This is a genomic window from Bradyrhizobium sp. 154 (genome assembly GCF_023073875.1).
GTDB lineage: Bacteria > Pseudomonadota > Alphaproteobacteria > Rhizobiales > Xanthobacteraceae > Bradyrhizobium.
The window spans coordinates 199,413-225,854 of record NZ_JADPKG010000085.1; the positions used below are offsets into that span (position 1 = coordinate 199,413).

Annotated in this window: 23 protein-coding genes and 1 pseudogene; 13 read left to right on the forward strand and 11 right to left on the reverse strand. The window is 63.3% G+C overall.

Translation table 11 applies throughout. From position 1 onward, the window contains the following. Position 1 precedes the first annotated feature (1 nt). Positions 2-928, reverse strand: coding sequence for an NAD(P)-dependent oxidoreductase (locus IVA92_RS20610; protein ID WP_247280592.1), 927 nt, complete (start codon positions 926-928; stop codon positions 2-4). 175 nt (positions 929-1,103) lie between these two features. Here IVA92_RS20610 and IVA92_RS20615 point away from each other — a divergent pair, with 175 nt between their 5' ends. The 6 genes from IVA92_RS20615 to IVA92_RS20640 all read left to right on the forward strand — a co-directional run bounded on the left by IVA92_RS20615 (position 1,104) and on the right by IVA92_RS20640 (position 7,462). Continuing rightward, positions 1,104-2,087: an ABC transporter substrate-binding protein gene (locus IVA92_RS20615; protein ID WP_247280635.1), complete on the forward strand. Its 984-nt coding sequence runs from the start codon at positions 1,104-1,106 to the stop codon at positions 2,085-2,087. A 78-nt stretch (positions 2,088-2,165) separates the two neighbouring features. Next, positions 2,166-3,860 carry a dihydroxy-acid dehydratase gene (gene ilvD / locus IVA92_RS20620; protein ID WP_247280593.1) on the forward strand — a complete coding sequence of 565 codons (1,695 nt, stop codon included), beginning with the start codon at positions 2,166-2,168 and terminating at the stop codon, positions 3,858-3,860. A gap of 126 nt (positions 3,861-3,986) precedes the next feature. Further along, positions 3,987-4,832: an ABC transporter ATP-binding protein gene (locus IVA92_RS20625; protein WP_247280594.1), complete on the forward strand. Its 846-nt coding sequence runs from the start codon at positions 3,987-3,989 to the stop codon at positions 4,830-4,832. Beyond that, entirely contained in the window at positions 4,829-5,614 is a 786-nt protein-coding gene (locus tag IVA92_RS20630; RefSeq protein WP_247280595.1) for an ABC transporter permease, read from the forward strand. The genes IVA92_RS20625 and IVA92_RS20630 overlap by 4 nt, the downstream gene beginning before the upstream one ends. Continuing rightward, the gene (locus tag IVA92_RS20635; protein WP_247280596.1) at positions 5,611-6,378 is read left to right on the forward strand and encodes an ABC transporter permease subunit; all 768 of its coding nucleotides are present in this window, start codon (positions 5,611-5,613) and stop codon (positions 6,376-6,378) included. Before IVA92_RS20630 ends, IVA92_RS20635 begins: the two co-directional genes overlap by 4 nt. A gap of 37 nt (positions 6,379-6,415) precedes the next feature. After that, complete coding sequence (locus IVA92_RS20640) at positions 6,416-7,462, forward strand: peptidase M29 (protein ID WP_247280597.1); 1,047 nt, start codon at positions 6,416-6,418, stop codon at positions 7,460-7,462. On the opposite strand, the gene IVA92_RS20645 is transcribed toward IVA92_RS20640, so the two are convergent. From IVA92_RS20645 to IVA92_RS20665, 5 genes are read right to left on the reverse strand one after another with little or no spacing between them, the layout of a single operon-like run. Then, on the reverse strand, positions 7,459-8,451 hold the full coding sequence (locus IVA92_RS20645; protein WP_247280598.1) for a 3-hydroxybutyryl-CoA dehydrogenase: 993 nt from the start codon (positions 8,449-8,451) through the stop codon (positions 7,459-7,461). The genes IVA92_RS20640 and IVA92_RS20645 overlap by 4 nt on opposite strands. A 3-nt stretch (positions 8,452-8,454) precedes the next feature. Further along, positions 8,455-9,543, reverse strand: a complete 1,089-nt coding sequence (locus tag IVA92_RS20650) for an NAD/NADP-dependent octopine/nopaline dehydrogenase family protein (RefSeq protein ID WP_247280599.1) — start codon at positions 9,541-9,543, stop codon at positions 8,455-8,457. Beyond that, entirely contained in the window at positions 9,540-11,075 is a 1,536-nt protein-coding gene (locus IVA92_RS20655) for a long-chain-fatty-acid--CoA ligase (protein ID WP_247280600.1), read from the reverse strand. Before IVA92_RS20655 ends, IVA92_RS20650 begins: the two co-directional genes overlap by 4 nt. A 2-nt stretch (positions 11,076-11,077) precedes the next feature. Beyond that, complete coding sequence (locus tag IVA92_RS20660) at positions 11,078-12,367, reverse strand: acyl-CoA dehydrogenase family protein (protein ID WP_247280601.1); 1,290 nt, start codon at positions 12,365-12,367, stop codon at positions 11,078-11,080. A 12-nt stretch (positions 12,368-12,379) separates the two neighbouring features. Beyond that, the gene (locus IVA92_RS20665; RefSeq protein WP_247280602.1) at positions 12,380-13,177 is read right to left on the reverse strand and encodes an alpha/beta fold hydrolase; all 798 of its coding nucleotides are present in this window, start codon (positions 13,175-13,177) and stop codon (positions 12,380-12,382) included. 210 nt (positions 13,178-13,387) lie between these two features. Between IVA92_RS20665 and IVA92_RS20670 the strand changes: the two genes are divergently transcribed. From IVA92_RS20670 to IVA92_RS20685, 4 genes are all read left to right on the forward strand, one after another. Continuing rightward, on the forward strand, positions 13,388-14,149 hold the full coding sequence (locus tag IVA92_RS20670; protein ID WP_247280603.1) for an SDR family oxidoreductase: 762 nt from the start codon (positions 13,388-13,390) through the stop codon (positions 14,147-14,149). 43 nt (positions 14,150-14,192) lie between these two features. After that, positions 14,193-15,029 (forward strand): enoyl-CoA hydratase family protein, encoded by an 837-nt coding sequence (locus tag IVA92_RS20675; RefSeq protein ID WP_247280604.1) that lies wholly within the window; start codon positions 14,193-14,195, stop codon positions 15,027-15,029. Between the two features lie 95 nt (positions 15,030-15,124). Beyond that, positions 15,125-17,476 carry a bifunctional salicylyl-CoA 5-hydroxylase/oxidoreductase gene (locus IVA92_RS20680; protein ID WP_247280605.1) on the forward strand — a complete coding sequence of 784 codons (2,352 nt, stop codon included), beginning with the start codon at positions 15,125-15,127 and terminating at the stop codon, positions 17,474-17,476. A gap of 51 nt (positions 17,477-17,527) precedes the next feature. After that, a complete protein-coding gene (locus IVA92_RS20685; protein ID WP_247280606.1) occupies positions 17,528-18,778 on the forward strand; it encodes a flavin-dependent oxidoreductase in 1,251 nt (416 codons plus the stop codon). A 9-nt stretch (positions 18,779-18,787) separates the two neighbouring features. On the opposite strand, the gene IVA92_RS20690 is transcribed toward IVA92_RS20685, so the two are convergent. Both IVA92_RS20690 and IVA92_RS20695 read right to left on the reverse strand, forming a co-directional pair. Then, complete coding sequence (locus IVA92_RS20690) at positions 18,788-19,243, reverse strand: cupin domain-containing protein (protein WP_080136282.1); 456 nt, start codon at positions 19,241-19,243, stop codon at positions 18,788-18,790. Between the two features lie 89 nt (positions 19,244-19,332). Continuing rightward, positions 19,333-20,508 carry an ABC transporter substrate-binding protein gene (locus tag IVA92_RS20695; RefSeq protein WP_247280607.1) on the reverse strand — a complete coding sequence of 392 codons (1,176 nt, stop codon included), beginning with the start codon at positions 20,506-20,508 and terminating at the stop codon, positions 19,333-19,335. 250 nt (positions 20,509-20,758) lie between these two features. Here IVA92_RS20695 and IVA92_RS20700 point away from each other — a divergent pair, with 250 nt between their 5' ends. The 3 genes from IVA92_RS20700 (at position 20,759) to IVA92_RS20710 (ending at position 23,596) form a co-directional block, all read left to right on the forward strand. Further along, a complete protein-coding gene (locus IVA92_RS20700) occupies positions 20,759-21,277 on the forward strand; it encodes a MarR family transcriptional regulator (protein ID WP_247280608.1) in 519 nt (172 codons plus the stop codon). A 147-nt stretch (positions 21,278-21,424) separates the two neighbouring features. Beyond that, positions 21,425-23,116, forward strand: a complete 1,692-nt coding sequence (locus tag IVA92_RS20705; RefSeq protein WP_247280609.1) for a benzoate-CoA ligase family protein — start codon at positions 21,425-21,427, stop codon at positions 23,114-23,116. 15 nt (positions 23,117-23,131) lie between these two features. Then, positions 23,132-23,596: a RidA family protein gene (locus IVA92_RS20710; RefSeq protein WP_247280610.1), complete on the forward strand. Its 465-nt coding sequence runs from the start codon at positions 23,132-23,134 to the stop codon at positions 23,594-23,596. Positions 23,597-23,615: 19 nt separating this feature from the next. Here the strand turns inward: IVA92_RS20710 and IVA92_RS36075 are convergent. The 3 genes and pseudogenes from IVA92_RS36075 to IVA92_RS20725 all read right to left on the reverse strand — a co-directional run. Further along, positions 23,616-23,796 (reverse strand): annotated as a pseudogene (locus tag IVA92_RS36075) (CBS domain-containing protein); the annotation flags it as partial. Between the two features lie 2 nt (positions 23,797-23,798). After that, a complete protein-coding gene (locus IVA92_RS20720; protein ID WP_247280611.1) occupies positions 23,799-24,770 on the reverse strand; it encodes a CHAD domain-containing protein in 972 nt (323 codons plus the stop codon). A 26-nt stretch (positions 24,771-24,796) separates the two neighbouring features. Next, on the reverse strand, positions 24,797-26,329 hold the full coding sequence (locus tag IVA92_RS20725; RefSeq protein ID WP_247280636.1) for a bifunctional aminoglycoside phosphotransferase/ATP-binding protein: 1,533 nt from the start codon (positions 26,327-26,329) through the stop codon (positions 24,797-24,799). Positions 26,330-26,442: the final 113 nt, after the last annotated feature.

Genomic DNA, 26,442 nt, shown 5'->3' on the forward strand with positions numbered 1-26,442 from the left:
CTTAGGTCGCGTTCAACGATGCAAGGCTCTGCCCTGAAAGCTTGTAGATCTCAAGCGCATCCGCTTGCGCGCCGCGCGCCGCCTTGGCCAACCTGAAAAGTTGCCCTGCAAGCGAGGCCATCGGCACCGGCGTCGACGTCGCCTGTGCGACGTCCGCGACCGTATCGAGGTCCTTGAGCATCGTTGCAATGTGACCGAGCGGTGGGATGTGAATGCCCTGAACCATTCGCGGCACGAAGAGCTGGAGTGGGATGGAATCCGCAAAGCCGCCGGCGAGCGCTTCGGGCAATCGGTTGGCGTCAATTCCAGCGTTCACGGCAAGGCGCGTTGCCTCCGCGAGGACCGCCATCGCGCATCCGACGATCACCTGATTGCACAGCTTCGTGGTCTGGCCGGCGCCGATCGAGCCCATGTGGGTGAACCTGCGCGCCATGGCGAGCACATAGGGTCGCACCCTCTCGATGTCGCCCGCTTCTCCGCCAGCCATGATCGCAAGGGTGCCTTCCTCGGCGCCCTTCGTACCCCCGGACACAGGCGCATCGATCCAACCGGTACCGTTCGCGTCTTTCAGACGCGCTGCAAGATCGCGTGCGGCGTCAGGATGGATGGACGAGAAGTCGACCACGAGCTTGCCGGCGCCGGGAGCCGATGAAAGACCTTCGCGCCCGAAGATCACCTCTTGGACGGCGGCGGCGTCTGTCACGCACATGAAAACGATGTCCGATTTCGCCATCACGTCGCGGGGCGTGGCTGCGCGAACTGCGCCGGCCTCGACCAGCGGAGTCGTTTTGTCCTGCGAACGGTTCCAGATGGTGACCTGATGGCCAGCCTTGAGCAGGCGCCTGGTCATGGGTGCCCCCATGAGCCCAAGGCCGATATAGCCGAGCCTCTCCACATCTTGCGGGTTTGTTCTGCTCGCATCAGCCATAGGTTGCCTCCTCTGCCGCAGCGCAACGCGGCGCGACTGCCGCCTTACCTTACATCGCGTATCGTTCGGTGACACCGGTCGGCATGCATGGCTTGCCTGATTGTTTGAACCATGAAACATTTGGACAGGTCGGGTTCGGTGGCGCCCGTCGGCGCCGGAGCAGCGGAGTGGCATGATGCGAACCGTTTCGAGGTGGATCCTGGCAATGAGCGCGGTTGCGGCCCTGATCGCGGACTCAGGCCCGTCGCAGGCGCAGCAGACCATCCGCGTCGGCTGGACCATCCCTGCCGAAGAATCCAAGTATTGGATGATGCGGCGCCCGGCCGAGTTTCCCAGCATCGGCAAGACCTACAACATCGAATGGACTCAATTTCAGGGCACCGCTCCGATGACGCAGGCACTCGCAGCCGGGGCGCTGGATTGCGCGACGCAGGCGCCACTCTCGCTCTCCAATGGCGTGGTCGGAGGCAACCTCAAAGCCTACATCGTGGCACAGCACGTCTTCGAGAAGCCCGGCGGCTTTTCGGTCTATTGGGCTGTCATGGATGACTCGCCGATCAAGACGATTGCCGATCTCAAGGGCAAGACGGTCGGAATTTCTGTGATCGGCGGCGGCACGCAGGGGCCATTCAATCTGCTCCTGAAGCAGAATGGTCTCGATCCTGCCAAGGACATCAAGCTGGTCGAGGTTGGCTTTGCCGTCTCTGAGGACGCGCTCCGGCAGGGCCGTGTCGATGCGGTCAACATGAACCAGCCCTTTGCCGCGCGTGCGGAGGCGAAGGGCGGCACAAGGAAATTGTTCACGTTGTCACAGGCCATGCCGAACATCGTGCATATCCTGGAAGCCTGCCGTGCCGATTTCGTCGATAAGAACCCCGAACTGGTCAAGACCTATGTCCGCGACATCACGTCGGGCATGAAGAAAGCGTTGGCAAACCGCGAAGAGACCCTCAAGGTGGTCAATGAAGTTCTGAAGGCGCCGATTCCGGTGCTTGAGACTTACCTGCTCAAGGACAACGATTTCGGCCGCGATCCGGGTGCGGCACCGAATTTCGCCGCGATCCAGAAGATGCTGGACATCTATGCAGAGACTGGAATGCTGCCGAAGCTGGATGTCGCACAGTTCAAGCATCCGACGATCGTCGCTCCGCTGCAATAAGCGAGCAGGCGAATTATCCAGGCTAGGGGATCGTGGCGTCCCGGATCATCCGGAACGCAGCATGAAGAAGATGCACGTATGAAGAAGCTGCGATCACGGGTCACCACAGACGGTCTCGACCGAGCCCCGCATCGTGCGTTCATGCGCGCAATGGGTCTCGACGACGCCGCGATCGCCAGGCCGATGGTCGGCGTCGTCAGCATGAAGGGCGAGCAGACGCCCTGCAATATGACCCATGAGTTTCAGGTCGCCGCGGCCAAGACCGGAATCGAGGAGGCCGGTGGCACACCGCGGGAGTTCTCCACCGTGTCGGTTTCCGACGGCATCAGCATGAATCATGAGGGGATGAAGTTCTCCCTGTTTTCGCGCGAGCTGATCGCCGACTCGATCGAAGCGGTCGTCCATGGTCTGGCTTACGACGCCCTGATCGGATACGGCGGATGCGACAAGACGCTTCCGGGCGTGATGATGGGCATGGTTCGCTGCAACGTGCCGTCCATTTTCATCTACGGCGGCAGCTCGCTGCCGGGCCGCGTGGACGGGCGGACCCTGACGGTGCTCGACTCCTATGAAGCCGTCGGCAGCTTTATGACCGGCGAGATCGACGGCGCCACGCTCGAGCGGATCGAGCGCGCCTGCCTGCCGACCATCGGTGCGTGCGCCGGCCAGTTCACTGCGAATACCATGGGTATGGTGTCGGAGGCGCTGGGCCTCACCATCCCCAACGTCTCGATGATCCCCGGTGTCTACGCTGAGCGAGCGCAGATCTCGCGCCGGGCCGGGCGCCTGATCATGGAGATGTTGGACCGCGGCGGTCCGCTGCCGCGTGACATCGTGACGCGGAAGTCCCTGGAGAATGGTGCGGCGATCGTCGCAGCGACGGGCGGTTCGACCAATGCCGCTCTGCATCTTCCGGCGATCGCGAACGAGGCGGGCATCGCGTTCACGATCGATGACGTCGGCGAGGTCTTTGCCAGGACACCACTGATCGGCAATCTGCGGCCTGGAGGCAAATATACGGCGAAGGACGTCTACGACATCGGCGGCGCCGCCGTGGTGGTCCGCGAACTGATCCGGAGCGGGCATATCGATGGCAGCTGCATCAGCATCACAGGCCGCACGCTTGCCGAAGAATATCGTGCGGCTAATGCGCCCGATGGTGAGGTCGTTTACGCGGCCCGCGCGCCGATCATGCCCGATGGCGGCGTGGCGGTGCTGAAGGGCAATCTTTGCCCCGACGGCGCGGTGATCAAGGTTGCGGGATTGAAGAGCCAGTTCTTCGAGGGCGTCGCACGCGTTTTTGAAGACGAGGAGGCTTGCGTCGCGGCGGTTCGCAACCGCAGCTACAAGGCAGGCGATGTGCTGGTGATCCGCAATGAAGGGCCGGTCGGCGGCCCCGGCATGCGCGAGATGCTCGGCGTCACCGCGCTGATCTACGGGCAGGGCATGGGCGAGAAGGTGGCCCTGATCACCGACGGACGGTTTTCTGGCGCGACCCGCGGCATGTGTATCGGCTACGTGTCTCCAGAAGCCTTTGTTGGCGGTCCCCTGGCGCTTGTTCGTGACGGCGACAGGATCCGGATTGATGCCGCAAACCGGCGGATGGATTTGCTGGCCGATGAGCAGGAACTTGCGGCACGTCGGTGCCATTGGAAGCCGCGGTCACCGCGCCATCGCGCCGGCGCGCTCGCAAAGTATGCGCGACTTGTCGGGCAGGCGCCGGGCGGAGCCGTTACGCACGAGGGCCCGGCGGAATGGCCTTGGTTCGAATGACGAACTGCACCCGTGCGAACACGACCGTCAGTCTGGCAAGTTTCTTGCTAAGGTCTTGCCGCTGATGGAGGACATTCAGCGGGGCATGTCGCGCGATATCCGCGCGCGAGCAAGGCGAGAGACGCGATGAAGGTAGTGCCTTCAAGATCAAGCGAATGGGTGAAACCGGTGACGCGACAAGAGCCGGCTCCTGCGATCATCGAGATCGACCACGTGTCGCAGGTCTTTCAGACCTCGGCGCGCAGAGCTCATGTGGCGCTGTCGGACATCTCGCTGACGATCGAGGAACGCGCTTTTGTTTCCATCCTCGGCCCATCCGGTTGTGGCAAGTCGACCCTGCTCTACATAGTCGGCGGCTTCGTCAGTCCGACCAGCGGCGCGGCGAAGATGAAGGGAAACGCGATCACGGGGCCGGGTCCGGATCGCGGACCGGTGTTCCAGGAATTCGCGCTGTTTCCCTGGAAGACCGTGCTCGGCAATGTGATGTACGGCCCGCGTCAGCAAGGCGTGCGCGCCACCGACGCCGAAGCGCAGAGCCGGACCTTGATCGAGATGGTCGGCCTCAAGGGCTACGAGAACTTCTACCCCAAGGAGCTGTCGGGCGGAATGAAGCAGCGCGTCGCGCTGGCGCGAACGCTCGCCTACCATCCCGAAGTCCTGTTGATGGACGAACCATTCGGCGCGCTCGACGCGTATACCCGGACGCGCTTGCAGAACGATCTCTTGAACATCTGGGAGCGTGATCGCAAGACGGTGCTATTCGTCACCCATTCGGTCGACGAGGCCGTCTTCCTTTCCGACAAGGTCGTGATGATGTCGAAATCACCAGGCCGCATCCGGCAGGTTATCGACATCGATCTGCCGCGGCCGCGCCGCCGCAGCGAGCTGTTGCTTGATCCGCGGTACCAGAAGTACGTCGTCGACATCGAGCGCATGTTCGATGAGAGCGACGAAGCCGGCTCGCTCGCATGATGTCGTCGGCCGGCATAGTCAAACGCTCTGCCCCGGTGCTCGCCTGCATCGGACTGCTGGCGGTGTGGCAGGTCGCGTCACTCGCGCTGAAGAATGACAGCTTTCCCACGGCGATCGAAGCAATCCGCGCGATTCCGGACATCCTTGGCGACAAGGAAGCGCTGGTCAATATCCTGGCCTCGCTCCGCCGCATGGCAATCGGGTTTGGCGTGGCCGTGCTTGTTTCGATTCCACTTGGGCTGTTAATGGGACGTAGCGCTGCGGTCGCGGCCTTCTTCAATCCGCTCCTGATGGTGATCTATCCGGTGCCGAAGGCGGCCTTGATGCCGATCATCATGCTGTGGCTGGGCGTTGGCGACATTACGAAGTCATTGGTGATCTTCCTTGGCGTCAGCCTACCCGTGATCTATCACAGTTTTGAGGGCGCCAAAGCGGTTGAGGAAAAGATGCTGTGGTCAGGCGCCGCGATGGGGCTTTCTCCGGCGCAGCGCCTGGTGCGCATCGTGTTGCCCGCGGCCCTGCCGGAAATTCTGACCGGCTGCCGCACGGGATTGGTGCTGGCGCTGATCACGATGATCACCAGCGAGATGATCGCCCGTCAGTCCGGCGCCGGGAACATCCTGTTCAATGCGCTAGACATGGGCCAGTACGACACCGTCTTTGCGATGATCATCATCGTGGGGGCAATGGGAATCGGCCTCGACGCGATTTTCGAAAGGGTTCGTGCCCGCCTTGTCCGCTGGTCCGAGCCTCAATTCGACCTGCCGCTGAGCTTCTCGTGATGTCGCGCCTTCTCTCCCCAAATCTCGCTCTCGGGCTCGCGCCAATCGTACTGGTGATCGCAGTGTGGCAAGGCCTCGTGTCAACAGGCCTTGCGCCTGTGGCTCTGCTGCCGCCGCCGGGATATGTGTTCAGTCGGCTGCTCCAGCAACTCGTAACGTGGACGTTTCAGCAGGAGATCGCGGCGACCCTGATCCGGTTGTTTGCTGGGTTCGCGATTGCCGTCGTGCTGGGTGTCAGTATCGGCATCGCCGCCGCCGCCAGTCCCGCGATCAATGCCGTGGTTCGCCCAATCGTGCGCGTATTGGCGCCGTTGCCCAAGGTCGCTCTCTATCCGGCATTGCTGTTGCTGCTCGGCTTCGGCCACGGATCCAAGATCACATTGGTGGCCGCGGACGCACTCTTTCCCATTCTGCTCTCGACCTATTACGGCGCGTCGACCGTGGAGCAGAAGCTGATCTGGTCGGCAATGGCGGCAGGAACGCCGCGCTGTGAAATCCTCTTCAAGGTCGTGCTGCCGGCGGCGATGCCTTCGATCCTGACCGGCTGCCGGATCGGCCTTGTCATTTCCTGCATCGTGGTGTTTCTGGCCGAGATGATCACGTCAACGGATGGACTAGGCCATGCGCTCGTGACGGCGGCTCGAACTTTCCAGGCTGTGGACATGTTCGTTCCGTTGATCACGATCTCGCTGCTGGGTTTGATCCTGAACGGTCTGCTCGGCGCCGTGCGATCGTATCTGCTCCGGGGCTTCCCCGAAGCGTAACAGACAAATAGAGAATCTTCACGACCGGGAGTGGACCATGCTGGCTGATCGCATTGAGGCAAAATGGATCGACGCATTTTGCGAAATCTTTGACCGATGCGCCGTCAGGGCGGGCGATACCGCGGCGATCCTTTCGGAAACCCAGTCGCGCGCGTTGAACGTGCATCTGGCGGAGCTCGCGCTGCTGCGGATGGGAGCACGGCCGTTTCACGTGGTAATGCCGACACCGCGTAACCGTCATGTCGTTCCGGTTCGCTCGACCGGGGCGAGCGAGGCGATCCAGCGCCTGGGGCCGGTGATCAGCGCGCTTCAGCAGGCCGGCTTTGTGGTGGATTGCACCATCGAAGGCCTGATGCACGCGGTGGAGACACCCGAAATTCTCAAGGCTGGCGCGCGCATTCTGGTGATTTCGAACGAGCATCCCGAGGCGCTGGAACGGATGGTGCCGGATCCCGCGCTCGAGAAGCGCGTTCGTGCCGCGGTGAAGATGCTGCGCGGAACGAAGCGGATGCGGGTCACTTCAAAGGCCGGAACGGCGCTTGACGTCGACATGGTCGGAGCCTCCACGGTCGGCGTGTGGGGCTGGACCGACAAACCCGGCACACTCGCGCATTGGCCGGGTGGCATCGTCGTCAGCTTCCCCAAGAGTGGGACCATCAACGGCACGCTGGTGATGGCGCCCGGCGACATCAACCTGACCTTCAAACGTTATCTGACGTCACCGGTGAAGATGACGCTGAAGGACGATTACGTCGTCGAGCTGGAAGGCGAAGGTACGGATGCCGCGATGATGCGCAGCTATCTGGCCGCCTGGGGTGATCGCGAAGCCTATGCTGTCTCGCATGTCGGTTTTGGCATGAACCCCGGCGCGCGGTACGAGGCGCTCTCGATGTACGACCAGCGCGATACCAACGGTACCGAGCTTCGCGCTGTGTCGGGCAATTTCCTGTTCTCGACTGGTGCGAATGAATTCGCGGGCCGCTACACGGCGGGTCATTTCGACCTGCCAATGATGGGAACGACGATCGAGCTCGACGGTGTTGCCGTCGTCCGCGAAGGTGTGCTCCAGGACGTCTTCGGCTAGCCGCGATCGAGCACGGGCGGTCGCGCCAGGCCAAAGTGGCGGAGCAGGTCGACCATGGCCCTGAGTCGCTCGACACGATAGGCATCGACATCGAGGCCGGAGTAGTCGAGGAAGCCCGCGCCCGTCCGCAGGCCGATCCGGCCCTCGCTCATGTTGCGCGAAATCACCTCTGGCGCCCGATAGCGATCGCTCCCCAGTGCACCTTCGAGATAGCGGCTCGCATAGTACAGGATGTCGCCGCCACCCCAGTCGATGAATTCGAGCAGGCCGAGCACGGCGTAGCGGAAGCCGAAGCCGTAGCGGATCGCCTTGTCGATTTCCTCCGCGCTGGCGACACCCTCCTCAACCATCCGAGCGGCCTCGTTCATCGCCAGCGCCTGGATGCGCGGGACGATGAATCCGGGCGTCGCCGCACAGACCACCGGTATCTTGCCGATGCCTTCGAGCAGCACCTTGACCTCGTCGATGATGGCGGGGTCGGTGGCCTTGCCAGGCGAAACTTCGACCAGGGGGATCAGATAGGCCGGGTTGAGCCAATGCACGTTGAGGAAGCGGCGAGGGTTCACGATCGCGCCGGACAGATCGTCGACGAGGATCGTCGACGTCGTCGATGCAATGATCGTGTCCGGGCCGACTTGCCTCGAGGCGGCCGCCAGTACCTCCCGCTTGAGCTCGACGACCTCAGGGACGCCCTCGAAGACCATACCGGCCTCGGACAGCGTTGCGCCGCTGTCGCCGGCCGCCACCACCGAGACCCGCGCGATCAGCGGATCGACGTCCATCTCCGTCAGTAGCCCCAGCTTCGACAGGCTGGCAAAGGTCTTCCTGATTTCGCCGAGCGCGTCCGCCTCCAGCTTGGCGAAATCGTCCGCGGAGCGCGCCTTGATGTCGATCATCGTGACCCTGTGCCCCGCATAGGCGAACGCGACGGCGATGCCGCGTCCCATGCGGCCAGCCCCGAGACAGGCGATATTGACGCGATTGGTCATCGATCAGAATCCATTGCGAAGCAGCGTCTGCAATTCAGCCTTGTTGAGATTGCCGAGCCTCAGCGTCTCGAGCGTTCGGCCCTCTCGCGCAAAATCCTCGCCGCAGATCGCACCGCCGATCGCGAGGAACGCTTTGGCCAGCGGTGTGGCCACGCTAGCCAAGGCGGCGACGGAGACCAGCAACGACAGCCCGAGCCGCAGATCCTCTCGCATGTAGCGGTGCTCGGTCAGCACGATCCGTTCGCGCCAGTCGCCGGAATCGGTCAGCCGGTCGTGCGAGCCGCGGCCATACATCCAAATCTCGCCTTCCATCGCATAGTGATGAGCCAGCGGGAAATGCGGCGCGCCGTAACCGAGCGCCTCGCGCACCGCGATGCGTTCCGCGTCGAGCGCGTCGGTGACCCGGCGGATCGCGGCTTGCGTGCCTTCCTTGTGAATGTCCCAGCGCTCGAAATGTTCGATCGGGCCGGCGTTCATCACGATCAACGGCGGATGGATGATAGGCCCTGCATTCATCAGCGCGCCGGACAGCGCATCTCCGCACGGTTCGATCACGCCCGGAAAAGCGCGTCCAATGACTTCGAGCGCATGTGCGGCCTGATCGAGCGGGAATACGCCGACGGGCAGTCGCTTGGCACGGATCGTGATTGCGACCTCGAATGGTCCATGCTTGCGGGTCAGCCAGGGCAACGTCCCGGTCTCGGCAAAGCTCACCTCGGCATGGATACCGGCATCTCGGGCGGCTTGGGCGAATATCATCGAGCCGAATGTCGCCGGCGGCAGAAAAATAACCTGGCCGTCCTGCAGATGCGGGGCGAGCTGACGGGCAATATCCGGCTGCGCGAAGGCGGGCGCGGGGCAGAGGATCAGCTCGACGCCGTTGACGGCTTCGGCGATGTCGGCCGTGACCAGCGCGAGCTCCACGTCGTGGCGGCCGTTATGATCCTTGACCAGAATGCGCGAGCCGACGGCGCGATGCGCTGCGACCTGATCGGCATCGCGGCGCCAGAGCCGGACCTCGTTCCCCGCCAGCGCAAAATCGCCCGCGGCCGCAAAAGAGCCGTTTCCCCCACCCAGAACCGCAATCTTCAAGATCCTTCTCCTTGCGCGCGCGATTGCGAATCGAGCTGCTTCAGCAAGAAATGCTGCACCTTGCCGAGTGCCGTGCGCGGCAGGTCGGTGACGAAGACGATATCGCGTGGAACTTTGAATCGCGCGAGCTGTGCCTGGATGTACGCTCTGAGCTCATCCGCTTCGAGATGCGAGCCGGATCGCCGGATGACATAAGCGATGGGGACTTCGTCCCAGCGCGGGTCCGGCCGGCCGATCACGGCGCATTCGCTGACATCGGGATGTTCGAGCAGGACGCGCTCGACCTCAGCTGGATAGACATTCTCGCCGCCGGAAATGATCAGGTTCTTCTTGCGGTCGCGCACCCAGAAATAGCCGTCCGCATCGCAGAAGCCGATATCTCCGGTGCGATACCAGCCGTCGTGCAGCGCATCACGTGTGGCGTCCGCATTGCCCCAATATTCGAAGAACACGTTGGCGCCGCGCACCGCGATTTCGCCCGGTGTGCCGGCCGGCACCTCGACTCCGGCCTGATCGACCATCTTTGCCTCGCAGCACAGGCCGGCCAGTCCGGTCGATCCCACTCTCGAGAGGTCACCGCCGAGGCGGGTGTAGATGGCGATGGGGCAGGTTTCCGTCGAGCCGTAGACCTGAAGCACGGGAACGCCCCGCGCGACGAAACGGTCGATCAAGTGCGGCGGCACGATCGTCGAGCCCGTGGCGACGGCCTTGAGTGACGAGAGATCGGCCGTCGTCCAGGCGGGATGCTCGCTCACGGCCTGGATGATCGCCGGCACCATCACGGTCAGCGTCGGCCGCTCGCGTTCGATCGCTACGAGCGCTGTATCCGGCGTGAAGCGGGCGTGGATCGTGACGGTTGCGCCCAACTGCAGCGCCGGCGTTGTCTGGATATTGAGGCCGCCGACGTGGAAGAACGGCAGCACGGTCAGCACGTGGTCGTCCGACGTCATGTTGTGCATGTGTTGGCTCATGACGCCGTTCCAGAACAGCGCCTCTTGTCGCAGCACCGCGCCCTTCGGGCGTCCGGTCGTTCCTGACGTGTAGACGATGAGGAGCGGGCAGGAGAGATCGGCGTTCGGATTGCGGCCGCTGCCCGGGCTGCGAGCCAGCAGATCTTCGAATGTCGTGCCGCGAGGCGGCGTGAAGTCGAGGCCGACCACCGATGTCCCTGGCGCAGTCCGCCCAAGTTCGCCAAGCACTCCCTCAAATGCCTGCTCGAGCACCAGGACCTTGGCGCCGGCATCGCTCAGAATGAACAGCTGCTCGGCGACCGCCAGCCGCCAGTTCAGCGGCACCAGCATCGCCCCGAGCCGCGCACAAGCGTAGAGCAGAACCAGGTAGTCCGGCCGGTTCAGGCTCAGGATCGCGACGCGGTCGCCGCGGCCGACGCCGAGTTCCCGCTTCAAAGCAGTTGCGGTCCGTTCGATGCGCGCGGCGAATGCGGCATAGCTCAGCCGTTCCCCTTCGAAGGCAATGGCCGTCTTGTCTGGCGCGAACGCCGCGTTGCGGTCGATCAGACTACAGAGGTCCACCGTCAGTCGTCCGTCTCGCCGGCCTCGTACAGCGCCTCGCGTCCGATCCGGTCGAGGCAGAGCTCGGCGGTCCAGGGCAGCATCAGCGAACCGCAGCGGCTGTCGCGGTAGATCCGCTCCAGCGGCAGCGACCGCAGCATGGCCTGACCGCCGCAGGTGCGGATTGCGAGCGCGGCGAGCTCATTTGCGCCCTCCATCACCGAATATTGTGCGGCGTAGGCGCGCAGCACCTGTTCCTTGCTTGGATTGGCGCGGGCTTCGGTCACGGCCTGGAACCAGATTGCCTTGATCTGCTCTAGCTTGATCTGCATCTGAGCGACGGCGATCTGCTTGGTCGGGTACATCCGGCGTTTGACCGGCGGCATGCCCGGCACCGCGCCGCGTAGATAACGTACGGTGAAATCATAAGCGGCTTGCGCCAGGCCCATGTAGGTCGGAGACAGCGTCAGGAACATGTGCGGCCAGCGCATTGCGGCCTGAAAATAGACGCCGCGCGGCATCAGCGCAGAATCCTCCGGCACGAACACGTCCGTGAACAGAAGCGTCCGCGAGACGGTGCCACGCATGCCAAGCGGATCCCAGTCACCAACGACCGAGACGCCTTCCGATTTGGCAGAAATAGCCAGATAAAGCGTATTGCGGCGCGATGCCTTCCCGCCTTCCTCGATCTCGGTGCAGAGCACGCCGTAATAATCGGCATGACCGGAGAGCGATGCAAAGATCTTCTTGCCGTTGACGATCCAGCCGCCCTCGACCGGCCTTGCTTCCGTGCCGAAAGCGACACCGCCCGCCGCCGCCGCACCACCTTCCGAGAACGGCTGCGAGTAGATCGCGCCGTCCTCGACGATGCGCTTGTAATGGACCGCGCGCCGCCGCTCGTGCGCGGCGCGGGTGTCCGCGTCCATGTCGAGATCGTCGGCCAGCGGGCCCGACCACAGCGTCGAGCACACATGCATGTTCCAGGTCAGCGCGGTCGCGCCGCAGTACCGGCCGATCTCGGCCGCCGCCAAGGCATAAGTCTGGTAGTTCGCGCCGAGGCCGCCGTGCTTCTTGGGGATGGCAATACCGAGCAGGCCGATGCGATGCAGATCGCGATAATTCTCAGTCGGGAAGGTCGCCTCGCGATCGTAGGTCGCAGCGCGGCCGGCGAACACGCTCTGGCCGATCTCGCGGGCGCGCGCGATGATGCCGGCCTGCTCGTCACTGAGGCGGTATGCGACAGGATCGAAGATTGGAGCATCGAGCACGGCCTTGTCGCTTGCGCCGATATTCTTGCCGACTTGCATGGTCATGGCGCAATCACCTTAGGCTTTGGTCGCGAGAGACTTCAGGAATCGGCCGAGCGCTTCGTTGAAGATATCGGGGCGTTCGAGATTGGCGAGATGGCCCACGCCAGCGAGCTCGACATATTCAGCTCCAGGAATAAAGGTCGCCGTCTTCGCCATCATCGGCGCCGGCGCGTTGTTGTCCTTTGAGCCGGAGAGCAGCAGCGTCGGGACCGAAATATCCCTGAGCGTGCTGCGCTGATCGAAACCGATTAGAGCCAGCATCATGGCGCGATAACTGGCTTCAGGCACGTTTGCCATGCATTCGCGGGCGAGCTCCATTCCCTTTGGATCGGGATCGTCGCCGACAAGCTCATTCACCAACGAAGGCGCCAGCGACATCATGGTCTCCCCACGATCGAGCGGCCCGAGCCGCGCTGCGATAAAGGATCTCTGCCAATCGCCGTCAGCCTTGCCGAAGGCCGGGCTGGTCTGCGCCAGGACCACCGCGCGCGCCAGTTTCGGCGACTGCACCAGCCACTTCTGGACGATCATGCCGCCGATCGAATGGCCGACCAGAATGGGCCTGCTTGCGCCGAGCTGCTCGATGAATTGCTTGAGTGCATCCGCCAGGGCAGCGATGCTGACGCTGGCGAGCGGCGCCGATCCGCCATAGCCCGGCATGTCCCATGCGATCGCGTGGAAGCGGTTGCCGAATGTGGCGAGCTGGTGCCGCCAGGCTCTCGCCGCGCCGCCAATGCCATGCAGGAAAATCAAAGGTGTCGCGACCGGATCGCCCGCGGCTTCGTAGGCGAAGCGTCCGTCCTTTGTTATCATTGGCACTGGCCGCGACACGCGACATCCTTTTGCTTGGCTCTATGATGCTAACAGGCTCGCGGGCGATGGAAAGGGATAATTTTATACTTAAAGCAATTTTCGGGCCGATCCCCGTGCGGCCGTTCCCGATCGTCAATCGGCGCTTTCGTTGCAAAAATTTGAAGGTTAAAATATATCCAGGGAACGATCAGCATCTCAGGGAGCCAGCGCATGTCCGGATTGCCGCATTCGCCGCACGCGCTGGTGACCGGCGGCGGTCGCGGCATCGGCCGTGCCATCGCGGTCTCGCTCGTCAGTGCCGGCGCGACCGTGACCGTGCTCGGTCGGAATGCCGCGACTCTTGCAGAGGCCGTCAACGCAGGCGCCGCGCATTTCGCGGCTGTTGCCGACGTCTCTGATGAAGCCTCATTGAAGACCGCCATCCTTGAGGCGAGTACGCGCAAGCCGATCGACATCCTGGTTGCCAACGCAGGCAGTGCTGAATCCGCGCCATTCGCGAAGTCGGACAGCGCTCTGTTCAGCCGCATGATGGATGTCAATTTCATGGGCGTGGTCCATGCCATCCGCGGTGTATTACCGGGCATGAAAGACCGTCCCTATGGCCGCATTGTCGCAGTTGCGTCCACGGCCGGGCTCAAGGGCTATGCCTATGTCAGCGCCTACGCCGCGGCCAAGCACGCCGTGGTCGGTCTCGTGCGTTCGCTCGCTCTCGAGATGGCCGGAAGCAATGTGACCGTGAATGCAGTGTGTCCCGGCTTCACCGACACCGATCTCGTCGCCGGCAGTATCGAAAACATCATGGCGAAGACCGGCAGAACCCGCGAGCAGGCGATTGCCGAGCTCGCCAAACATAATCCGCAAGGAAGGCTGATCACGCCTCAAGAGGTGGCCGATGCCGTGCTGTGGCTGTGTGGCGAGGGTGCCGGCGCGATCACCGGGCAGGCGATCGCGGTTGCGGGCGGTGAAATCTAGCGTGTGTGGCGCAGGCGCGGAACAAGGAAGCTGAGGAGATCGCATGAGCAGACCAGCCAATCCCGTCACCATACCGCTTGCAGATTACTCGCCGCAGCATTTCCTGCTGGCGGTGGTCGACGGTGTTGCGACGGTTACGCTCAATCGCCCCGAACGAAAGAATCCGCTCACCTTCGAAAGCTATCGGGAACTGACCGATTTCTTTCGCGCCTGCGCGTTCGACGACGCGGTCAAGGCCATCGTCGTCACCGGCGCTGGCGGTAATTTCTCGTCTGGTGGCGACGTGTTCGAGATCATCGGCCCGCTCGTGAAGATGGACACCAAGGGGCTGACGGCCTTCACGCGCATGACCGGCGACCTCGTCAAGGCGATGCGCGCCTGCCCGCAGCCGATCGTGGCTGCCGTCGAGGGCATCTGCGCCGGCGCTGGGGCGATCATCGCCATGGCGTCGGACATGCGCCTCGCGGCGAGTGGCACAAAGGTCGCGTTCCTGTTTAATAAGGTTGGCCTTGCCGGCTGCGACATGGGCGCCTGCGCGATCCTGCCGCGGATCATCGGTCAGTCACGCGCCTCCGAACTGCTCTACACCGGCCGGTTCATGACCGCGGAGGAGGGCGAGCGCTGGGGCTTTTTCAGCCGCCTCGTTACGCCCGAGCAGGTGCTGCCCCAGGCGCAATTGCTGGCCAAGCAGGTCGCGGAAGGGCCGACCTTCGCCAACACCATGACCAAGCGGATGCTGGCGATGGAATGGGCGATGTCGGTGGAAGAGGCGATCGAGGCGGAAGCCGTCGCGCAGGCGTTGTGCATGACGACGGCCGATTTCGAGCGCGCCTTCGAGGCTTTCGCCAACAAGGTGAAGCCGGTCTTCAGGGGCGACTAGGATAACCGTCTGTACGGGGGCCAGACCAGCGACGGGGGCTTGCGCGAAATTATTTTAGGCTTAAAATAGTTTGCAGGTGAATTGGCGAGGCTCCCATGAAAATCGCGATCATCGGTGGCGGACCTGCGGGTCTCTACGCTGCGATCCTGCTCAAGAAGCAGCGCCCAGGCGCCGAAGTCACGGTGTATGAGCGCAATCGAGCCGATGACACTTTCGGCTTTGGCGTCGTGTTCTCCGACGCCACGCTGGACAATTTCGAGAAGCACGATCTTCCGAGCTACCGCCGCATCACTCAGGAATTCGCCTATTGGGACGACATTGCCGTGCATTTCCGCGGCACGGTGCACCGGGTCGGCGGCAACGGCTTTTGCGGCTGCTCACGGCAGAAGCTGCTGCTGATTCTTCAGGAGCGGGCACGCGAGCTCGGCGTCTCCCTGCATTTCGAAGTGGATATCGACGACGAATCCCGTTTCGCCGATGTCGATCTCATCCTGCTCGCGGACGGCATCAACAGCCGCTTCCGCGAGAAATACGTCGATCACTTCCAGCCCGAGGTCGACGTCCGCTCCAACAAGTTCGCCTGGATGGGCTCGACAAGGCCGCTCGATGCCTTCACCTTTATCTTCCAGGAAACCGAGTGGGGGCCATTCATCGCCCATGCCTATCAGTATGAGGCCGGGCATTCGACCTGGATTTTTGAGACTGATCCGCAGACGTTTGCGCGCGCCGGGCTGATGGGGCTGGACGAGGCTCAGTCCGCCGCGCGGATGGCGGAGATCTTCGGCTGGTTCCTCGATGGGCACAAGCTGCTGACCAACCGCTCGATGTGGCGCAACTTCCCGATGATCCGCAGCAAGCGCTGGGTCAAGGACAACATGGTCCTGCTCGGCGACGCCAAGGCGAGCGCCCATTTCTCCATCGGCTCGGGCACCAAGCTCGCGATGGAAGACGCCATCGCGCTGGCCGAAGCGATGGAGAAGGCGCCCAGCATCGAGGCGGCGCTGGCGGAGTATGAGAACGGCCGCCGCGAGGAGGTCGAAAAGACGCAGCATGCCGCGGACGTCTCCTTGGTCTGGTTCGAGCACGTCGACCGCTTCTGGGATTTTGATCCCGTGCAATTCGCCTTCGGCGTCATGACTCGCTCGAAGGCAATCACCTACGACAACCTCAAGCTCCGCGCGCCGGATTTCGTGGCCGAGGTCGAAAAAACGTTCGCCAGGCAGGTGCGCAGCAGCGGCTTCGATGTCGACATCGACAACCCGAGCGTGCCGCTGTTCCAACCCTTCCGCTTGCGCGAGATGGAGGTTGCCAATCGCGCCGTGGTATCGCCGATGTGCATGTATTCGGCCAAGGAAGGCGTGCCGACCGACTTCCACCTGGTGCATTACGGCTCGCGTGCGATCGGCGGCGCCGGGCTGATCTTCACCGAGATGACCTGTGTGGGCCGCGATGCCCGGATTACGCCCGGCTGCGCCGGCCTCTGGAATGACGAGCAGGAAGCCGCGTGGCGGCGCATCGTGGATTTCGTCCACGGCAATTCGGCCGCGAAAATTTGCCTGCAAGTGGGCCACGCCGGCCGCAAGGGCGCGACCAAATTGATGTGGGACGGCATGGACCGGCCGCTGGAGCAGGGCGGTTGGGAGGTCTGTTCGGCATCGCCGCTGCCCTATTTCCCCGACAGTCAGGTGCCGCGCGAGCTCGATCGTGCCGGCATGAATGCGGTGAGGGACGCTTTCGTCGTGGCGGCCGAGCGCGGCGAGCGCTGCGGCTTCGACATGCTCGAATTGCACTGTGCCCACGGCTATCTGCTCGCGAGCTTCATCTCGCCGCTCACGAACACCCGCTCGGACGACTATGGCGGCTCGCTCGCCAACCGTCTGCGTTTCCCGCTCGAGATCTTCGAGGCGCTACGCGCGACATGGCCGTCGCACAAGCCGATGTCGGTGCGCATCTCCGCAACCGACTGGGCTGATGGCGGCATCACTGGCGATGATGCCGTCGCCATCGCGCGCGCCTTTGCGGAGGCTGGTGTCGATCTCGTCGACGTCTCGACCGGCCAGACCGTGCGCGACGCACAGCCGGTCTACGGGCGCATGTTCCAGACGCCCTTTTCGGACCAGGTCCGCAACGAGGCGCGCGTGGCCACCATGTGCGTCGGCAACATTACGACGGCGGATCAGGCCAACACCATTTTGGCCGCCGGCCGGGCGGATCTCGTCGCGCTCGGCCGTCCGCATCTTGTCGACCCGTTCTTCACCATGAAGGCGGCAGCCTGGTACGGGGCAAACGACGTGTTCTGCCCGCCGCAATATCTGCCCGGAAAAGATCAGATTTTCCGCAACAGCGTTCGCGACCGGGAGGACCTCGAGGAGCTGAGAATTAAGGCTAAGCCCAAGACCCGGGCCGAGCTCAAGGCGGAGGCGACAAAGCCGCTTGCGGCGGAGTGACCGCCCGTGCGACCTTGACCCATTGCCTGTGTTTCGAGTGGAGTGAGGGCGATGAAGGCGATTATCGTCGGTGGCGGTATCGGCGGTCTCACCACGGCATTGATGCTGCGCTCGCGAGGCCTGGATTGTGAGATCTTCGAGCAGGCCGACACCATTCGCGAGCTCGGCGTCGGGATCAACACGCTGCCGCATGCCATGCGCGAGTTGGCGGGGCTCGGCCTGTTGCAGAAGCTCGACGAGGTGGCGATCCGCACCGATCAGCTCTATTATCTCAATCGCCACGGCCAGGAGGTCTGGCGCGAAGCCCGCGGCATCGACGCCGGCCACGACGTGCCGCAATTCTCGATCCATCGCGGCCGCCTTCAGGGCGTCATTCATCGCGCCGTCGAGGAGCGGCTCGGGCAGCAAGCGATTCACACCGGCCGCCGGCTCGGCGCTTTCACGCAGGACGAGGGCGGCGTCACCGCTTATTTCTTCGATCGGGTCGGCGCCCATGTCCACACCGCGCGCGGCGATATCCTGATCGGTGCCGACGGCATCCATTCGCGCGTCCGCGACACGCTGTTCCCGAATGAGGGGCCGCCGTGCTGGAACGGCCTGATGCTGTGGCGCGGCGCCCGCGACTGGCCGCTGTTCCTCACCGGCAAATCCATGATCGTGGCCGGCGGTCTCAACGCCAAGGTGGTGATCTATCCGATAGCGGAAGGATCAAGCCCGGCGAGCCGGCTCACCAACTGGGCGGTGCTGGTCAAGGTGGGCGAAGGCAATGCACCCCCACCGCGGAAAGAAGACTGGTCGCGGCCGGGCCGCCGCGAGGAGCTGATGCCGCATGTCGCGCGCTTCTCGGTCCCCTACATCGACGTGAAGAGCCTGATCTCGGCGACGCCCGAATTCTACGAATATCCGACCTGCGACCGCGATCCCTTGCCCTATTGGTCGTCCGGGCGCGTCACGCTGCTCGGCGACGCCGCGCATCCGATGTATCCGGTTGGCTCGAACGGCGCCTCGCAGGCGATCCTCGATGCGCGTTGCCTTGCCGATGCACTGGTGCGCGCCGAGCATCCGCGCCAGGCGCTGGTCGAGTACGAGAAGAAGCGTCTGCCGATGACGGCGGAGATCGTCCGCTCCAACCGGCGCGGCGGTCCCGAAGGCGTCATCGACGCCGTCGAGCAGCTTGCGCCTGATGGTTTCGACAATGTCGAGAACGTCCTGAGCTATTCCCAGCGCGAAGCGATCGTGCGTGGCTACGCCACCAAGGCAGGCTTCGCCGCAGTGCCGGGACTTGCGGCGGTGCGCGCTTAAAAGACCCGGCTAGCCGCCGGGCGGCGGCGGCAGGAAGTGGATGTTGAACTCGGCGGCCATCGCCACCACGTCCTCGGGCTTCTGCTCCTTCATGTTGTGAAGCCCCCAGAACAGATCGAACAGCTTGCGGCTCGGCGACACCCAGAACAGCACCTTTGCGGTCTGCTCCGACTTGTTGAAGATGCCGTGCGGCACGCCCATGCCGAGGCGGATCAGGTCGCCCGCGGTCGCCTGCGCCTCCGAATTGCCGAGCATGAAATCGAGCTTGCCCTCCAGCATGTACAGATACTCATCCTGATCGGGGTGAATGTGCGGCGGCACGAACGTGCCCGGCGGCAATGTCGCATGCCAGGAGAAGCTGTTTTCGGCGTAGCTCTTCGGCACATAGGTCTGGCCAAGGATGTTCCAGGAAATGCCCTGGATGCCCTCATTGGCCCGAGTGATGCCGGTGATTTCGCTCTTCATTGCAGTCCTCCCGTAACGCGATACGGTTTTAGGTTATGGTTGAGCATGATCTTTTCGGAAAACCGCTGCGCACTTTTCCGGATCATGCCTTAGTTCGCCGCCTTGCAGTCCTTGGCGTAGCGGTCGCCGTAATTCTCGAAGACCTTCTGCACGATTTCGGTCTGGAACTTGCCGTCCGGACGCTTGGCGACCTTGGTCAGGTAGAAATCCTGGATCGGATAGCCGTTGGTGTTGAATTTGAAGGCGCCGCGGAGCGAGGTAAAATCGGCTTTCTTCAAGGCGGCGGCGACTGCCTCCTTGTTGGAGAGGTCGCCCTTCACGGCCTTGATCGCGCTGTTGATCAGCATGGCGGCGTCATAGGCCTGGAAGGCGTAGGTGCCGGGCACGCTGTTGTAGGCGGCCTCATAGGCGGCAACGAACTTCCTGTTCTGCGGATTGTCGAGATTGGGCGCCCAGTTCGCGCCGCCGAACATGCCGACGGCCGCGTCCTGCTGCGCCGGCAAGGTGGATTCATCCACCGTAAAGGCCGAGAGCACCGGGATGGTATCGGCCAGCCCTGCCTGCCGGTACTGCTTGACGAGGTTGACGCCGAGACCGCCCGGCATGAACGTGAACAGCGCGTCGGGCTTGTGCGAGGAAATCTTGGAAAGCTCCGGCTGAAAGTCCAGCGTGTTCAGCGGCATGTAGGATTCCTCGACGATCTCGCCCTTGTAATCGAGCTTGAAGCCCGCCACCGAATCCTTGCCGGCCTGATAGTTCGGGACCATCAGGTACATGCGCTTATAGCCGCGATCCTGCGCGACCTTGCCAAGGATCTCGTGGACCTGATCGTTCTGATAGGACGTCACATAGAAGAACGGATTGCAGTCCTTGCCGGCAAACGTCGACGGACCGGCATTGGGGCTGATCAGGAAGGTTTTCGATTCTGTAATGGGCCGGTGGATCGCCTGGAGGATGTTGGAGAAGATCGGGCCGACCACAAAGTCGACCTTGTCGCGCTCGAGCAGGCCTTTCACCTTGGTCACCGCCGCATCCGGCTTCAATTCGTCGTCTGCGACGATCACCTCGACATCGCGGCCGCCCATCTTGCCGCCGAGATCCTTGATCGCGAGCGCAAAGCCGTCACGGACTTGCTGGCCCAGCGCAGCGGCAGGTCCCGACAGAGTTACGACCACGCCGAGCTTGATTTTCTCCTGGGCGAGGGCAGGGCTCATCGCGGTGCCGAGCAGCATGGCGGCTGCGGCCAAGGTCATTTGCGTCTTCATGATCTGTCCTTCATGACCATCGGCTTGCGCTGCAAGCCGCGTACTCCAATCCAAGCTTATGCCGATGATGGCCGCCGCGGCAAGCCGAGCTCAAGACTTCGCATCCTGCGGGCAGCAGCGCATGCAAGCGGCGCGCCAGTTATTTGAAGCCTAAAGAAATTGACCTGCGGTCGATTGTTGCAGCTTTGGACTTGCGGCCGGCTCCGATTTATTTGAAGCTCAAAACGTTGGGGAATCTGTGCCGGCGCCAATGCCGGCCGTGAGTGACTGCATCAACATGCTCGATTCCGAAACCAAGGCCGTGGAAACGCCGGAGGACCATGCCGAAGAGCTTCGGCTGTGGCTGCGGCTCTTGACCTGCACGACCCTGATCGAAGGGGAAGTCCGCGGCCGGTTGCGGCAGCGGTTCGACGTCACGCTGCCTCGGTTTGACCTTATGGCGCAGCTCGACAAGGCGCCGGACGGCATGACGCTGTCCGACGTCTCCAAGCGCATGATGGTGTCGAACGGCAACGTCACCGGCCTTGTCGAGCGTCTGGTTGAGTCCGGTCACCTCGATCGGCGTACCTCGGAGACGGACCGCCGCGTCCAAGTGATCCGCCTCACAAAACTCGGGCGCGCCGAGTTTCGCAGGATGGCTGCGGAACACGAAGCCTGGATCGCCGACCTCTTCGCCGATCTGACGCCGAAGGATGTGCGGGAATTGATGCGGCTCCTGGCCAAGACCAAGGCGTCGGCGCAGAAATCGGCCGCGCGCAGCCGGCCGTAAGTAGGCGGCGGGACGGGACGCAGACCCTATTTGCCGCAGGAAAAAGCAAGGAATGCGCAAAATCCGCTATTGCACCAAATTGTTTTAAGCCTAAAATGTTTTCCAGATCGTGCTGCCGGGTGCAATCCATGCTGAAAGGAGCGTGCGATGGCCAACGCTGCCAAGGTTCAAGTGTCGGGTTCGTGTGACGGCAATGCTGCGACGGCCCATGTCGATACGTTCGCGCGGCAACATCTGCCGCCGCGCGAGCTCTGGCCCGAATTCATCTTCACGCGACCGGAGCTGCGCTATCCCGCGCGATTGAACTGCGTCAGCTATTTCCTCGATCGCTGGGTCGAGCAAGGCCACGGCGATGCGCCTTGCGTCATCAGTCCTGCGGTCAGCTACACCTATCGCGAGCTGCAAGCGCTCGTGAACCGCATCGCCAATGTGCTGGTCGGCAAGCTGGGTCTCGTGACCGGCGGACGCGTGCTGCTGCGCTCGGCCAACAATCCGATGATGGTCGCGACCTATCTCGCGGTCATCAAGGCCGGCGGCGTCGTCGTGGCGACCATGCCGCTCTTGCGGGCCAAGGAGCTGTCATATCCGATCCAGAAGGCGGAGATCGGGCTCGCGCTATGTGACGGAAAGCTCTCCGAGGAGATGGAGAAGGCGAAGGCCGCGGCGCCCGGCCTCAAGCACGTGGTCTATTGGGGCAATGGCGCGGCCGATTCGCTCGAAGCGCTGATCGCGGATGCGAGCCCCGAGTTCAGGGCTGTCGATACCTCGTCCGACGACGTCTGCCTGATCGCCTTCACCTCGGGCACGACAGGCGATCCCAAGGGCACCATGCATTTCCACCGGGACATGCTCGCGGTCTGCGACGGCTATGCGCGCAACATCTTGCGCGCCGAGCAGAAGGATCGCTTCGTCGGCTCGGCACCGCTCGCCTTCACCTTCGGCTTCGGCGGCGTGTTGTTTCCGATGCATATTGGCGCCTCCTTCGTGGTGCTGGAGAAGACGACGCCGGACGACATTCTGAATGCGATCGAGCAGTACAAGATCACGGTCTGCTTCACTGCGCCGACCGCATATCGGGCCATGCTCGGCAAGCTCGCGGGCCGTGACATCTCCTCGCTTCGCAAATGCGTCTCCGCGGGCGAGACGCTGCCCAAGCCAACATTCGAAGCCTGGCTGAAGGCCACCGGCATCAAGCTGATGGACGGCATCGGTTCGACGGAATTGCTGCACATCTTCATCAGCGCGACCGAGGACGAGATTCGCCCAGGCGCGACCGGCAAGCCGGTGCCGGGCTATGAGGCCAAGATCGTCGACGATGAAGGCCGTGACGTGCCGCCGGGGACGATGGGTCGTCTCGCCGTGCGTGGCCCGACCGGCTGTCGCTATCTTGCCGATGAGCGACAACGGAAATACGTCCAGAATGGCTGGAACATCACCGGCGATACCTATGTGATGGATGGCGACGGTTATTTCTGGTACCAGTCGCGCTCCGACGACATGATCGTGTCGGCGGGCTACAACATCGCAGGAACCGATGTCGAGGCGGCGCTGCTCACGCATCCGGCGGTCGCCGAATGCGGGGTGGTCGGCGCGCCGGACGAGGCGCGCGGCATGATCGTGAAAGCCTATGTCGTCGTCGCGCCGGGCGTGACGCCGGACGCGCAGCTCGTGACCGAATTGCAGGAGCATGTCAAACGCGAGATCGCGCCATATAAGTATCCGCGCGCGATCGAATTCGTTGCGCAACTGCCAAAAACCGAGACCGGCAAGTTGAAGCGCTTTGCCCTGCGTCAGCTGGCGCAGGCTGCAGCGACGTCCTCCGGCGTCGCTGCGGAATGAGAGAAGGATAGAGAATTGTCCGTGACGACGCCAAAAGGCCCGCAGCTCGCGGTGCTGCCGACAGCAGCCGAGCAGGAAATCCGTTCCCGGGCGCAGATCCTTCAGCCGTCTGGCTGGCCAATGCCGAAGGGGTATGCCAACGGCATGGCTGCCGAGGGACGCATCGTCGTCACCGGCGGGGTGATCGGCTGGGATGCCGAAGAGCGTCTCGCGGACGGCTTCGTCGCGCAGGTGCGCCAGACCCTGAGCAACATCGCTGCGATCCTGGCCGAAGCCGGAGCACGGCCCGAGCACCTCGTGCGCCTGACCTGGTATGTCGTCGATATGGACGAATACCTGGCCAATCTGAAGGAGTTGGGCAGGGCCTACCGCGACGTCTTCGGAGCGCACTATCCTGCGATGGCCCTGGTTCAGGTGGTCCGTCTCGTCGAGAAGGCGGCGCGCGTCGAAATTGAGGCCACCGCCGTCGTTCCTCGCTGAGCTCGGCCGTCCGGCGGCGCCCGCGCCTGCGTCCGGTGCTGATTTCGCTACGACGGATGAAAATCTCCTTCCGAGACGACGCCGACCAGCTTGCCGGTATCGACGACGACCATAAGGCCGCTGACATGCCGCTTCAGCATGATGTTCGCGGTCTCGACGATGCTGATCTTGGGGGTAACCGAGATGACCGACTGCGTCACACCTAATTCTCAGGCTCTGCGTTCGGCGCGAGGTCGGAGGAGCGGAAGGGCTTGGCTCTGTCCAGTTTGCGGTAGGCCGCCGCGGCGGTTCGCAACAGCTTCTTTTCCCGTTTGCGGTCGAGGAAGCGAGTGCCGGCCTCGAAGCCGACATCATTCAGCGACGCCGCCAGCGTTTGCCCTCGCGCATCATCATTCAGTTGCCCGAGAGATCTTTGCGCCTTGCGCAATTGCTTGAGGATGGACTTCTGCTTCGTCGCCGCCCCGTCGGTGAACAGATCCGCCAGCGATTCGACCGAATAGGTCATCCGCTTATTGAGCAGCCGCAGCTTGTGCCGCTTCTCGACGTCGAGCTTGCCCAGCTTTCGCGCTTTCTTGAGCAGCGTCGTCTCCCACTCGGTCAATCGCGCTGTCGCATGGTCGGCGAGCGAGCAGCGACGCAATCTGATGGCTTCCTTGCTGCGCCGCGTCGACCACGGGCCGCTCTCGATCCAGGCCGAGGTCTGCTCGACCAGGCGGCGATAGCGTGCGGATTGCAGCGCGCGCGCCAGCAGGCGGTGGCTCTCGGCGCGCTTCTCGTCCCAGTGCTGGAGCTCGGCGATCACGGCGAGCTCGTCGCCACTTTCGGCGACGACCCGCTCGATCGCCACGTCGAGGTCACGCACCATGCCGAGCTGGCTGTTGAGCCATTTCAGCTCGGCCCAGACAGTCGGCCGCAGCGCGTCGTCGAGCATCGGCGAGAAGAAGCGGATGGCGGTGCGCAGATGTGTCAGCGCGATCCGGATCTGGTGCAGGGCATCAGGATCGCCGCGGCAGGTGCCGTCGTGCTGGGCGAGGACGGCATCAAGGTGACGGCGTGCGATGATCCGAAACGCCGTGTCGCAGGCCATGCCGGAGCTGAGGCGGCCGGGCAGGGCATTGCGCCGTGTTGCCGGCATTGCGCGGGCGGCCGTCGAGGTCGTGCTGGGTCGCGCCATCCTTGCCCGCGTCAATCAGATTGCCTTTATTTGCCCTCAGCGATTGCGTCCCGGCAGCTCTGGAGCGTTTGCTCCTGTGTACCGGATGCATCGATGGTTGCCCAACCGACATGACCGATATTATAGCGCTCTTGCTGCGCGGCAACCTCTTGCGTGGCGTCGGATGCATCTCCCCGGCGGCTTCCGATGCGCGCCTGCCGGGTCGCGAGGTCGGCGACGAGGAAAAAACCGTTCAGCGGCACGTTGCGCTCGCGCGCCAGTGCGGCGATCGCGTCTCGTTCGCCCTCGGCGGCGAATACGCCGTCGATGATCGCCGAATGGCCTTGCGCCAGCACGCGCCGGGCGTACTGAGCCAAGGTGTCGTAGACGCGGGCCGTGACCTCTGGCGTGTATGCGAATGGTGGCAGTCGCTGCGTGTCCTTGACTCCGAACATCTGCTTGCGGACGATGTCGCTGCGCAGCACGATCGCCCCCGGCTGTGGCGCGACGACCGGTGCGAGCGCGCGCGCCATAACCGTCTTTCCGGTGCCGGACAGTCCCCCGACGGCAATCAGCCGCGGAGCTGGGGGGTGGATCACCGCCCGGGCGAGGCCGAAATAGCGCCGTGCATCGTCAAGGATGCCGGCATCATCAGAACGCGGCAGCTTCAGCCGTGCCAGCGCCACCTGAGCGCGGATCGCCGCCCGGATCGACATGAACAGCGGCAAGACGGAGAGCGCGTCGAGATTGTCGTTTGGCGTCGCAGCGAGATATCGGTTCAAGACAACGTTGGCCGCGCGTGCTTGATCATGGTGCAACAGGTCCATCAGCGTGAATGCGAGATCGTAGAGCACGTCGACTGTTGCCATCTGCGCATCGAACTCGATGGCGTCGAACAGGACCGGCTGTTCGCCGATCAAGACGATGTTCGCAAGATGCAGGTCGCCGTGGCAACGCCGCACGAAGCCGCGGTGGCTGCGCGCTTCAAGCAAGGTGCGGAGGCGCAGGAACATCGCGTGCGAGGCTCTGCCGAGCTGCGCGATTTCTTCGGCGTCAAAACGATTATCTTTTCCCAGGCCATTGCTGTTGCCATCGATCAGACCAGGGATGGAGGAAATCCACGCCCTGCCATCGGAGTGGCCTGCCGCCGCATGCGAAGCCACGATCGCGTCGGCGGCGGCCGAGGCTAGATCGTTGTCCAGCGGGCCGGCCTTGGCCAGATGATCCAGCGTTTGGCTTTCGTCGAAGCGCGACATGTCGACCGCATACTCGATCGGCCGGCCGGGGCCGCCGATCTGCACCGACCCATCCGGGTCCTGCGTGATCGCCACGACGCGATGATAGATCTGCGGCGCCAGCGGCCGGTTGATCCTGATCTCCTCCTCGCAGGCCGCCTTGCGCTTGTCGAGAGTCGAATAGTCGAGGAACGGAAACTGCACGGCCCGCTTGATCTTCAGCGCGCGGTCGCCGTCGAGAAACACCGAAGCTGCGTGCGTATCGATCCGCCTCACACCCGGATGCGTGGCGGAATTGGTGAGAGCCGCAAAGATCCGGTCCTGGGTCGCGGACTCGTCTGTCATTCCTGCTGGCACATCCAGATGCGTCGGACGGCAGTCCGGCCGCAATCAGGTTACCCTCTGGAACGAGATGGTGGCCAGTCCTTGACTTTGGTCAACATCCCTCCAAGCTGCCG

Bases quoted from the DNA above. Each gene is read 5' to 3' on its own strand.
- IVA92_RS20610 (WP_247280592.1), bottom strand. From the start codon at position 928: ATGGCTGATGCGAGCAGAACAAACCCGCAAGATGTGGAGAGGCTCGGC.
- IVA92_RS20615 (WP_247280635.1), top strand. From the start codon at position 1,104: ATGCGAACCGTTTCGAGGTGGATCCTGGCAATGAGCGCGGTTGCGGCC.
- ilvD (WP_247280593.1), top strand. From the start codon at position 2,166: ATGAAGAAGCTGCGATCACGGGTCACCACAGACGGTCTCGACCGAGCC.
- IVA92_RS20625 (WP_247280594.1), top strand. From the start codon at position 3,987: ATGAAGGTAGTGCCTTCAAGATCAAGCGAATGGGTGAAACCGGTGACG.
- IVA92_RS20630 (WP_247280595.1), top strand. From the start codon at position 4,829: ATGATGTCGTCGGCCGGCATAGTCAAACGCTCTGCCCCGGTGCTCGCC.
- IVA92_RS20640 (WP_247280597.1), top strand. From the start codon at position 6,416: ATGCTGGCTGATCGCATTGAGGCAAAATGGATCGACGCATTTTGCGAA.
- IVA92_RS20645 (WP_247280598.1), bottom strand. From the start codon at position 8,451: ATGACCAATCGCGTCAATATCGCCTGTCTCGGGGCTGGCCGCATGGGA.
- IVA92_RS20660 (WP_247280601.1), bottom strand. From the start codon at position 12,367: ATGACCATGCAAGTCGGCAAGAATATCGGCGCAAGCGACAAGGCCGTG.
- IVA92_RS20665 (WP_247280602.1), bottom strand. From the start codon at position 13,177: ATGATAACAAAGGACGGACGCTTCGCCTACGAAGCCGCGGGCGATCCG.
- IVA92_RS20670 (WP_247280603.1), top strand. From the start codon at position 13,388: ATGTCCGGATTGCCGCATTCGCCGCACGCGCTGGTGACCGGCGGCGGT.
- IVA92_RS20675 (WP_247280604.1), top strand. From the start codon at position 14,193: ATGAGCAGACCAGCCAATCCCGTCACCATACCGCTTGCAGATTACTCG.
- IVA92_RS20680 (WP_247280605.1), top strand. From the start codon at position 15,125: ATGAAAATCGCGATCATCGGTGGCGGACCTGCGGGTCTCTACGCTGCG.
- IVA92_RS20685 (WP_247280606.1), top strand. From the start codon at position 17,528: ATGAAGGCGATTATCGTCGGTGGCGGTATCGGCGGTCTCACCACGGCA.
- IVA92_RS20690 (WP_080136282.1), bottom strand. From the start codon at position 19,243: ATGAAGAGCGAAATCACCGGCATCACTCGGGCCAATGAGGGCATCCAG.
- IVA92_RS20695 (WP_247280607.1), bottom strand. From the start codon at position 20,508: ATGAAGACGCAAATGACCTTGGCCGCAGCCGCCATGCTGCTCGGCACC.
- IVA92_RS20700 (WP_247280608.1), top strand. From the start codon at position 20,759: ATGCCGGCCGTGAGTGACTGCATCAACATGCTCGATTCCGAAACCAAG.
- IVA92_RS20705 (WP_247280609.1), top strand. From the start codon at position 21,425: ATGGCCAACGCTGCCAAGGTTCAAGTGTCGGGTTCGTGTGACGGCAAT.
- IVA92_RS20720 (WP_247280611.1), bottom strand. From the start codon at position 24,770: ATGGCGCGACCCAGCACGACCTCGACGGCCGCCCGCGCAATGCCGGCA.
- IVA92_RS20725 (WP_247280636.1), bottom strand. From the start codon at position 26,329: ATGACAGACGAGTCCGCGACCCAGGACCGGATCTTTGCGGCTCTCACC.